We start from the raw sequence: 9,139 nt of genomic DNA, 5'->3' as shown, positions 1-9,139 counted from the left end.
TTCGCCACCGCGGCAGTATCCACGGCGGCCATCGATCCTTCGGACATCAGGTGCTGCTCCTTGATCAGGAGTTACACCGTTCGTCTTACAGTCCCATCGAGCACGATCATGCGAGGAGGAACCGGCTGCGGGGTGTGCGGCGCGGTGGGTCAGGGGTGTCGAGCATGGCGAGGACCGCGTCGCGGGCGGCGAGTACGGCTCCACTGGGCTGCGCGCGTGTGGTCGAGGATGCCCGTGGTGGCGCGGACCTGCTCGACCATCGCGGAGACGTCATCGGCCGAGGCGGGCAGTGCCGACAGTTCGGTGACCTGGTAGCTGATCAGCGCGCCGACCGGGTCGCCCTCGGCGAGCGGTGCGCCGTAGCTGCTGATGCCGAATGGGCCGGCCGGGTGGTCGGCCCCCGATAGAGCGGCGAGCGGTGCGCCGTAGCCGCGTTAGAGCAGCCAGTCGCGGGGGTCGGGCACGTCTGGTGGCAGTGGTGCGCCGTGCACCACGACGACTGCCGGCGCCGGCCCGGTGCGGGCGGGCGGGTGCGGGTCGACGGTGCCGTGCCGTTCGACGGGCGCGGCGGGTGTGGTCAGGACGAAGGGTGGCTCGGCGACAGCCGTCGTCATCTCCGCACGATATCGGTCACCCGTCGGTGACGGTGCCCCGCGCGTCGTCCACAGGGGAGTTCTCCCCGGCCTGTGCGTGCCGCTCGAGGAGCCGCTGCCGGATCTCCTCGGGGGTGTACGCGCGCCGCCGTCGTTCGGCGCGGGCGATGACCACGCCGGACGCCGCGACGCCGGCGAGGCCGGCGAGCCCGAGGACCTTCCACCACCGCATCCGTTGCCGCATCGGCCTAGGGTAGACCCTCATGAGCATCAGCCTGGATGAGGCCGTCGAGTTGACCCGCACCGGTGACGTGTGGGTGTTCCGGGGCCGCAGCGTGCCGGACCGGGCGATCCAGTTGACCACCAACAGCCCGGTGAACCACGTCGGGATGGCGGTGGTCCTGGACGACATGCCGCCGTTGATGTGGCACGCGGAGCTGGGCCGGTCGCTGCCCGATCTGTGGTCGGGCGGTCATCAGCGGGGCGTGCAGTTGCACGACCTGCGGGACGCGGTCTGCGTCTGGGCCAACAGGTACGGCCAGCGGGCCTGGCTGCGGCAGCTCGACCCGCCTGCGGACGGGGAGATGGAACGGGCCGTGCTGCGGACGATCGCGCGGCTGGACGGGACGCCGTTCCCGTCGACCGCGCAGCTGGCGTGGCGGTGGGTACGGGGACGGGTGCCGGCGCTGCCGCGTCCCGGGCGCCTCGGGTCCCAGCCGGCGCGGACGTCCGAGGCGCGGGAGCGGGCGTTGGAGACGGCGTACTGCGCGGAGGTGGTGGCGGTGACCTATGAGGCGATGGGGTTGCTGCCGGCGGGACGGCGTCCGAACTGGTACGACCCGGGGCGGTTCTGGAGCGGGGACGATCTGGGTCTGGCCTCGGGTGCGGGCCTGGGTGCGGAGATCGAGGTCCACGTTCCGGCGCGTTGAGGTTTGGCCGGGCCGGTGACAGGCAATTGCTGTCGCCGTGAACGCCTCCACCGATCTCGACACGCTGGCGGACTTCTTCGACAGGTACGGCGTGGCGCTGGTCTCCGGTGACCTGCCGGCCCTCGCCGGCTGTTACGCCCTGCCCGGACTGGTGGTGGCCGACACGTACAGTTTCTCGTTCACCTCGCCGGCGGCGGTGGCGCTGTCCTTCGTGGGCGCGGCCCCCGACTACCAGGACCGGGAGCTGGTCGCGGCGCACGCCCGGATCGAGGACGTCCAGCCGTTGTCCGCGCTGCTGACCATGGTGGCTGTGGAGTGGGAGTTCCTGGACAGCCGGGGGTGCTCGGTGCCGGGTGAGCGGTACCGCTATCTGCTGCGTACCGCCGACTCGGAGCCGGTCATCTGCACGGTCGTCCGGACGGCCTGATCGGCCGGGGTCGCCTGCGCGACCGGCCCGTTCGTGGTGCCGGGTGGGCCGATCGGCCCGATCCGTCGGTGCTGGCTACGCTGGCGCGTCGGTGGGGACGAGGGGAGACCTGATGGCGGTGCGGCCGGAGGGTGCGGCAGAGGCGCGGACGGCTCGACTGTTGGCGTCGGTGCCATGGGTTGTGGTGCTGCTCGGCGTGTGTGTGCTTGTGGCGTTGTTGGTGGTCGCGTTGCTGTCGTTCCGTACCCGGGAGAAGGGTGACGGGCCGCGCGCCGCGCCGCCGGTGTTCCTGCCGACGGTGCCGGCGGCGGTGTCGCCGACGGGTGGGCCGACGCCGGCGGGGGTGGAGCGGCGGACGGTGTCGCCGCGGCCGTCGCGGAGCAGTCGGGCGCCGTCGCCCCGGGTCGCCACGGCGTCGCCGTCGCCGGGGCGGGGGAGCGCGCCGGCGGTGGCGGCGACGTCGGCGAAGACGGTGAGCGCGCGGTACGAGGTCGGTACGGATGGCCGCGACGGGACCGAGGCGGTGCTGTCGGTCACGAACTCCACGGGCCAGTCGGTGGACTGGCGGGTGGAGTTGGCGTACGACGACGACGTGTGGGCCCTGCGGGTGAACGACGACTCGGGGGTTTCTGTGTGGGGGCGGGGCGACGGCGAGTTCGTCCTGCGGGGCACCCGTTCGTTGGCCCCGGGCGACACCCGGACGGTGCGGTTGCGGTTGGGCTGGGGCGAGTCGGGTTCCCGGCCGCTGCGGTGCGCGGTGAACGGGCTGGCCTGCCGCCTCGGCTGATCGCCAGGTCGTCGTCGGCGCTTCCGGGCCTGGCCGTCGGTCGCTACGCTGCCCGGACGGCCTGCTGAGGGAGGTACATGTCCGGCATGCGTCGTGCCCGTCGACCGTCCCGTGGTCCGGTCGCCATCGCGTCGTCGCCGTGGATCGTGGTGCTGGCCGGTGTCGTGGTGATGGTGGTGCTGCTCATCGTGGCCCTGGGCGCGTACCGGGGGCGTAGTCCGGCGCCGGACGCCGGGTCGCCTCCGCCGGCGTTGCCGCTGCCGTCGGTGCCGTCGGAGGAGCCGACGCCGACGCCGACGCCGACCGGGTCGTCGTCGCCGGCGCTGTTGCCGGGGCTGTCGCCGCGTGCCACCGGGGTGCCGTCGAGCAGCCCGGCGGTGTCGCGGGCACCGACGGCCGGGGTGACGCCGACGCGGGCGGCCACGCGCGCTCCGCAGGCGCCGGCGGTCGGTGGCCGGTATCGGGTGGTGCAGAGCTTCGACGGCGGGTTCATCGGTGAGGTGCTGGTCGTCAACGCGTCGGGCGTTCGTCGTGGTTGGACGGTGCGCTTCGAGTTCTCCGGCGGTGGGCGGCTGGTGACGACCTGGGTGGAGGGCGTGCCGCAGGGGACGGTGCGGCAGTTCGACGGTGGTTTCACGTACGTCAGCGGGGTTGACGTGCCGCCCGGTGGGTCGGCGGCGCTGCGGTTCCACCTGGAGCGGGCGTCAGTCACGCCGCGGGGGTGCACTGTCGACGGGGTGCGGTGCAGCGGCTTCTGACGCGCAGCTTCCGCAAGGACGCTGCTTTGTTGCGACCATGTTTGCAAGGTATTGCAGAATGTTTCGGCAAGGGTTAGCGTGCGGCCAATCCACCAGAGGAAGGCGTCGATGAAACCCCCGCCGATACCGCGCACCGCCCTGCTGGCCCTCGTCTCCCTGCTCACCGTCACCCTCGTCGGTGCCCCGGTCGCGGTGCGCCAGCTCGGCGCCACCGACGACAGCCGTCCGTCCGGCGCCGACGCCCTGGCCGCCGCCGGCGCCGTCCAGTGGCGCGACGAACCCACAGCCGACGCGCTGCTGAAGGCGGGTGACACCTCCGCACGCGCCGAGCAGTTCTACTTCGTCCTGCCGGACCGGTTCGCCAACGGCGACCCCCGCAACGACCGGGGCGGCCTCACCGGCGACCGGCTCCGCACCGGGCTCGACCCGGCCGACAAGGGCTTCTACCACGGCGGCGACCTCAAGGGCGTCATCGACAAGCTCGACTACATCCAGGGGATGGGCACCACCGCCATCTGGCTCGCCCCGATCTTCAAGAACCGGCCCGTGCAGGGCGAGGGCGACGACGTCTCGGCCGGCTACCACGGCTACTGGATCACCGACTTCACCCAGGTGGACCCGCACTTCGGCACGAACGAGGAGATGAAGCGGCTGGTCAGACTCGCCCACCAGCGCGGCATCAAGATCTACCTCGATGTGATCGTCAACCACACCGCAGACGTCATCAAGTACGCCGAGGACAGGTACGCGTACGTGGACAAGGCGACCTCGCCGTACACCGACGCGCAGGGACGGGCGTTCGAGGACCGCAACTACGCCGACGGCAGCCGCGCCTTCCCACAGGTCGACCGGGAGTCGTTCCCGTACACGCCGATGTTCGACGACCCGGCGGACGCCACGGTGAAGGTGCCGGCCTGGCTGAACGACGCCACCATGTACCACAACCGGGGCGACTCGACCTTCGCGGGCGAGAACAGCGAGTACGGCGACTTCTTCGGCCTCGACGATCTGTGGACCGAACGTCCCGAGGTGGTGCGAGGGTTGACCAAGGCGTACGGGGACTGGATCGGCGCGACAGGCGTCGACGGGTTCCGGCTGGACACCGTGAAGCACGTCAACATGGACTTCTGGCCGCAGTTCAGCGCGGGCATCGAGCGGGCCGCCGAGAAGGCGGGCAAGAAGGACTTCTTCATGTTCGGCGAGGTGTACAGCGCCGACCCGGAGATCACCTCCAGCTACGTCCGGCAGGGCGGCCTGCCGGCCACCCTCGACTTCGCCTTCCAGGAGGCCGCGCGGGGCTACACCGCGGGCTCCGGCTCGGCGAAGGCGCTTGCCGACGTGTACGCCCGCGACGACCTGTACGCCGCCCGGGACACCGACGCCGGTCGGCTGACCACGTTCCTCGGCAACCACGACATGGGCCGGATCGGCTCGTTCATCGCCGGGGGTGGCACCGATGCGGCCAGCCACCTGCGGCGTGACCAGCTCGCCCACCAGTTGATGTTCCTCACCCGTGGCCAGCCGGTGGTCTACTCCGGCGACGAGCAGGGCTTCACCGGCCCCGGCGGGGACAAGGACGCCCGGCAGGACATGTTCGCGTCGAAGGTCCCCGACTACCTCGACGACGACCTGCTCGGCACGGACCGCACCCACGCCAGCGACCAGTTCGACACGAACCATCCGCTGTACCGGACCATCGCCGAGCTGGGCCGGCTGCGCCAGGCGCACCAGGCGCTGCGCGACGGTGTGCAGGTCACCAGGTACGCCGCCGACGGCCCGGGTGTCTTCGCCGCGTCCCGCATCGCCCCGGCCGACCGCACCGAGTACGTGGTGGCGGTGAACAACGCCGACACCGCGCAGACTGTCACGGTGGACACCTGGTCGGCCGGCGCCACCTTCACAGGCGTCTACGGCGGCAGCCAGACCACCACGGCGGGCGCCGACGGCAGACTCACAGTCACCGTGCCGCCCCTGTCGGCGGTGGTGCACCGCGCCGGCACCCCCGTCGCGCGCCCGACCGCCGCGCCGCGCGTCACCATCACCAGCCCCGCCCCGGACGCGCCGGTCGTCACCCGGGCCGCCGTCACCGCCCAGGTGACAGGCGACCCGCTCGCGACAGTCACCGTCGCCGCCCGGGTCGCGGGCGGGAAGTGGACGCTGCTGGGCAGCGCCGACCACGCGCCGTACACCGTGCGGCACGACCTGACCGGCCTGGCCGGCGGCACCCGGGTCGAGTACAGGGCGGTGGTCCGCGACGGCCGGGGCCGCACCGCCACGGCCCGGTCCACCGCCGTCGTCGGTACGCCGCCGCTGGGCGAGTCCCGGGAGTGGGCGGTGGTGCACTACAAGCGCCCCGCCGGTGGCTACGACGACTGGGGTCTGTACGCGTGGGGTGACATCGACCCGGCGTACGTCACCGAGTGGCCCAAGGGGCAACCGTTCGCCGGCGAGGACTCCTACGGCCGGTTCGCGTGGGTGAAACTCAAGCCGGGCGCGAAGTCCGTGGGTTTCGTGGTGGTCGACAGGAACGGCACCAAGGACGTCGCCCAGGACCGCAGCATCGACGTCACCTCCACAGGTGAGATCTGGCTCAAGCAGGGCGACCCGGCGATCTACCCGACCCGGCAGGCAGCCGCGGGTGAACCGGCCCCGCCTGTCGAGGAGGGCACCGCCGTGATCCACTACCGGCGGGCCGACGGCAACTACGACGGCTGGGGCCTGCACCTGTGGGACGGGGCGGCCACCCCGACGGAGTGGTCAAGCCCTCTGCGGCCGACCTCGGTCGACGCGTTCGGCGCGGTGTTCCGGGTGCCGCTGGCGGCCGGTGCCACCGGGCTGAACTACATCATCCACAACGGCGACACCAAGGACCTGCCCGACGACCAGCGGCTCGACTTCGCCAGCGCCGGCCGGGAGGTGTGGCTGCTCGCCGCCACCCCGGGCCGCCTGCTGCCGACGACCGCGACAAGCGCCAGCGGGGACACCGACATCAGCAGGCAGAAGGCGCACTGGATCGACAGGTCCACCGTGGCCTGGCAGACCGGACCCACCGACGGGAAGACGTACGCGCTGGTCACCGCGCCGGCCGGCGGGGTCAGCGTGGTCGACGGGGAGCTGGCCGGGACGTACACCAGTCTGCCGTTGCGGGCGCAGCGCAACGGGCTCACCGAGGCCCAACGCACGGCGTTCCCGCACCTGTGGTCGTACCGGAGCTTCACCCTGGACCGGGGTGACCTGGCCAGGGTCCCGGCGGCGCTGCGGGGGCAGCTGCTCGTCACCGAGCGCGACGCCGACGGTGCCCTGCTCGCCGCGACAGGCGTGCAGATCCCCGGCGTGCTCGACGACGTGTACGCCCGGGCCGCCGACGCGACGCTCGGCCCGACGTTCGCCGGCCGTACGCCGAGCCTCGCGGTGTGGGCGCCGACGGCCCGCACGGTGGCGCTGCACCTGTTCGACTCGCCCACCGCGCAGCCGACGACGGTGCCGATGCGCCGCGACGACCGCACCGGTGTGTGGTCGGTGCGCGGCAACCACACCTGGGTCGGAAAGTACTACCGCTACCAGGTGCAGGCGTGGCAACCGGCGGCGCAGAAGATGGTCACCGCCTCGGTGACCGACCCGTACTCGGTGGCCCTCGCCGCGGACTCCACGCACAGCCAACTCGTCGACCTGAACGACCCGGCGCTGGCCCCGGCCGGCTGGCGCACCCTGCGCAAACCGGCGCCGGTGCCGGCCGCGAAGGCGCAGATCTCCGAGCTGTCGGTGCGGGACTTCTCGATGGCCGACGACACAGTGCCGGCCGAACGGCGGGGGACGTTCCTCGCCTTCACCGACCCGAAGACCGCGGGCATGACCCACCTGCGGGCGCTCGGCGACGCCGGGGTCACCCACCTGCACCTGCTGCCGGCGTTCGACTTCGCCACCATCCCGGAGAGGCGCGCCGACCAGCGCCAGCCGGCCTGTGACCTGGCGGCCCTGCCACCGGACTCGGCCGAGCAGCAGAAGTGCGTGGCGGCGGTCGCCGGGACCGACGGCTACAACTGGGGGTACGACCCGCTGCACTACACGGTGCCCGAGGGCGGCTACGCCGTCGACCCGGCCGGCGCGGCGCGGACCACCGAGTTCCGCTCGATGGTCGCCGGGGTCAACGGCGCGGGCCTGCGGGTCGTCATGGACGTCGTCTACAACCACACGTCCGCCGCCGGCACCGACGACAAGTCGGTGCTCGACCAGATCGTGCCCGGCTACTACCAGCGCCTGCTGGAGGACGGCACGGTGGCCAACTCCACCTGCTGCGCCAACACCGCGCCCGAGCACGCCATGATGGGCAAACTGGTGGTCGACTCGCTTGTCACCTGGGCCAGGCAGTACAAGGTGGACGGCTTCCGGTTCGACCTGATGGGACACCACCCGAAGGCGAACATCCTGGCCGTCCGCGCGGCCCTCGACCGGCTGACAGTCGCCCGCGACGGCGTGGACGGCCGGTCGATCATGCTGTACGGCGAGGGCTGGAACTTCGGCGAGGTCGCCAACGACGCCCGGTTCGTGCAGGCCACCCAGGCCAACATGGCAGGCACCGGCATCGGCACCTTCAACGACCGGCTGCGCGACGCGGTGCGCGGCGGCGGCCCGTTCGACGCCAACCCGCGCGTCCAGGGCTTCGCGTCCGGGCTCTACACCGACCCGAACGGCGACGCCGTCAACGGGTCGGCGGCCGAGCAGAAGGCCCGCCTGCTGCACGCCCACGACCTGATCAAGGTCGGGCTCACCGGCAACCTGCGCGGATACCGGTTCACCGACACCGCCGGACGGCAGGTCACCGGCGCGCAGGTGGACTACAACGGCTCCCCGGCCGGCTACACCGCAGCGCCGGGGGAGGCCGTCACCTACGTCGACGCGCACGACAACGAGATCCTGTACGACGCGCTGGCGTACAAACTGCCGCAGGGCACCTCTGCGGCGGACCGCTCCCGGATGCAGGTGCTGGCGCTGGGCACCGTGGTGCTGGGACAGGGCACCGGGTTCGTCACCGCCGGCACCGAACGGTTGCGGTCGAAGTCGCTGGACCGCAACTCGTACAACTCAGGTGACTGGTTCAACCAGATCCGGTGGAACTGCGCACAGGGCAACGGGTTCGGCGCCGGTCTGCCGCCCGCGCAGGACAACGAGGACAAGTGGTCGTACGCCAAGCCCCTGCTGGCCGACCCGGCGCTGGTGCCGGACTGCGCGGCGATCACCACCACCGACGCCCGGTACGCCGAGCTGCTGCGCATCCGGGCGTCGTCGCCGGTGTTCGGGCTGGCCACCGCCGAGCAGGTGCAGCAGCGGGTGGCGTTCCCGCTGTCCGGGGAGCAGGAGACGCCGGGCGTGCTCACCATGACCCTGGACGCCCGCGGGCTGGGCGGCCCGTACACGTCGCTGGCAGTCGTCTTCAACGGCACCCCGACGGCGGCGACGCAGACGGTGGCAGGTCTGCGCGGCGCGAACGTGGCACTGCACCCGGTGCTGCTGACGTCGGCCGACCCGGTGCTGCGCACTGCCGCGTTCGACAGGGCGTCCGGCACGTTCACGGTGCCGGCGCGCAGCGTGGCGGTGTTCGTCCAGAAATGACGACGGACCGGCCCCCTTCCGCGTCGCGCGGAAGG

Annotated in this window: 8 protein-coding genes; 5 read left to right on the top strand and 3 right to left on the bottom strand. The window is 72.3% G+C overall.

The window, feature by feature from the left end:
• Positions 1-434: 434 nt before the first annotated feature.
• Both ACZ6N8_RS28255 and ACZ6N8_RS28250 read right to left on the bottom strand, forming a co-directional pair.
• Positions 435-614: a hypothetical protein gene (locus ACZ6N8_RS28255; protein ID WP_466013732.1), complete on the bottom strand. Its 180-nt coding sequence runs from the start codon at positions 612-614 to the stop codon at positions 435-437.
• 16 nt (positions 615-630) lie between these two features.
• The gene (locus tag ACZ6N8_RS28250) at positions 631-837 is read right to left on the bottom strand and encodes a hypothetical protein (protein ID WP_364362769.1); all 207 of its coding nucleotides are present in this window, start codon (positions 835-837) and stop codon (positions 631-633) included.
• 19 nt (positions 838-856) lie between these two features.
• Here ACZ6N8_RS28250 and ACZ6N8_RS28245 point away from each other — a divergent pair, with 19 nt between their 5' ends.
• The 3 genes from ACZ6N8_RS28245 to ACZ6N8_RS28235 all read left to right on the top strand — a co-directional run bounded on the left by ACZ6N8_RS28245 (position 857) and on the right by ACZ6N8_RS28235 (position 2,736).
• The gene (locus tag ACZ6N8_RS28245) at positions 857-1,522 is read left to right on the top strand and encodes a hypothetical protein (RefSeq protein ID WP_466013730.1); all 666 of its coding nucleotides are present in this window, start codon (positions 857-859) and stop codon (positions 1,520-1,522) included.
• A gap of 37 nt (positions 1,523-1,559) precedes the next feature.
• A complete protein-coding gene (locus ACZ6N8_RS28240) occupies positions 1,560-1,949 on the top strand; it encodes a hypothetical protein (protein ID WP_364362771.1) in 390 nt (129 codons plus the stop codon).
• A 112-nt stretch (positions 1,950-2,061) separates the two neighbouring features.
• Positions 2,062-2,736 carry a hypothetical protein gene (locus tag ACZ6N8_RS28235; RefSeq protein ID WP_466013728.1) on the top strand — a complete coding sequence of 225 codons (675 nt, stop codon included), beginning with the start codon at positions 2,062-2,064 and terminating at the stop codon, positions 2,734-2,736.
• A gap of 43 nt (positions 2,737-2,779) precedes the next feature.
• On the opposite strand, the gene ACZ6N8_RS28230 is transcribed toward ACZ6N8_RS28235, so the two are convergent.
• Complete coding sequence (locus tag ACZ6N8_RS28230) at positions 2,780-3,160, bottom strand: hypothetical protein (protein WP_466013726.1); 381 nt, start codon at positions 3,158-3,160, stop codon at positions 2,780-2,782.
• Between the two features lie 43 nt (positions 3,161-3,203).
• Between ACZ6N8_RS28230 and ACZ6N8_RS28225 the strand changes: the two genes are divergently transcribed.
• Positions 3,204-3,494, top strand: a complete 291-nt coding sequence (locus tag ACZ6N8_RS28225) for a cellulose binding domain-containing protein (RefSeq protein WP_466013724.1) — start codon at positions 3,204-3,206, stop codon at positions 3,492-3,494.
• A gap of 108 nt (positions 3,495-3,602) precedes the next feature.
• Positions 3,603-9,104, top strand: coding sequence for a pullulanase-type alpha-1,6-glucosidase (gene pulA, locus ACZ6N8_RS28220; protein ID WP_466013722.1), 5,502 nt, complete (start codon positions 3,603-3,605; stop codon positions 9,102-9,104).
• The last annotated feature ends 35 nt before the right edge of the window (positions 9,105-9,139 follow it).

This window comes from Micromonospora sp. NPDC047521, assembly GCF_055587305.1.
Note: the sequence above shows the minus strand (reverse complement) of the source record. Positions and strands in the feature narration are given on the sequence as shown.

Coding starts and splice junctions, on each gene's coding strand:
- ACZ6N8_RS28255 (WP_466013732.1), bottom strand. CDS start 614: ATGACGACGGCTGTCGCCGAGCCACCCTTCGTCCTGACCACACCCGCC.
- ACZ6N8_RS28250 (WP_364362769.1), bottom strand. CDS start 837: ATGCGGCAACGGATGCGGTGGTGGAAGGTCCTCGGGCTCGCCGGCCTC.
- ACZ6N8_RS28245 (WP_466013730.1), top strand. CDS start 857: ATGAGCATCAGCCTGGATGAGGCCGTCGAGTTGACCCGCACCGGTGAC.
- ACZ6N8_RS28235 (WP_466013728.1), top strand. CDS start 2,062: ATGGCGGTGCGGCCGGAGGGTGCGGCAGAGGCGCGGACGGCTCGACTG.
- pulA (WP_466013722.1), top strand. CDS start 3,603: ATGAAACCCCCGCCGATACCGCGCACCGCCCTGCTGGCCCTCGTCTCC.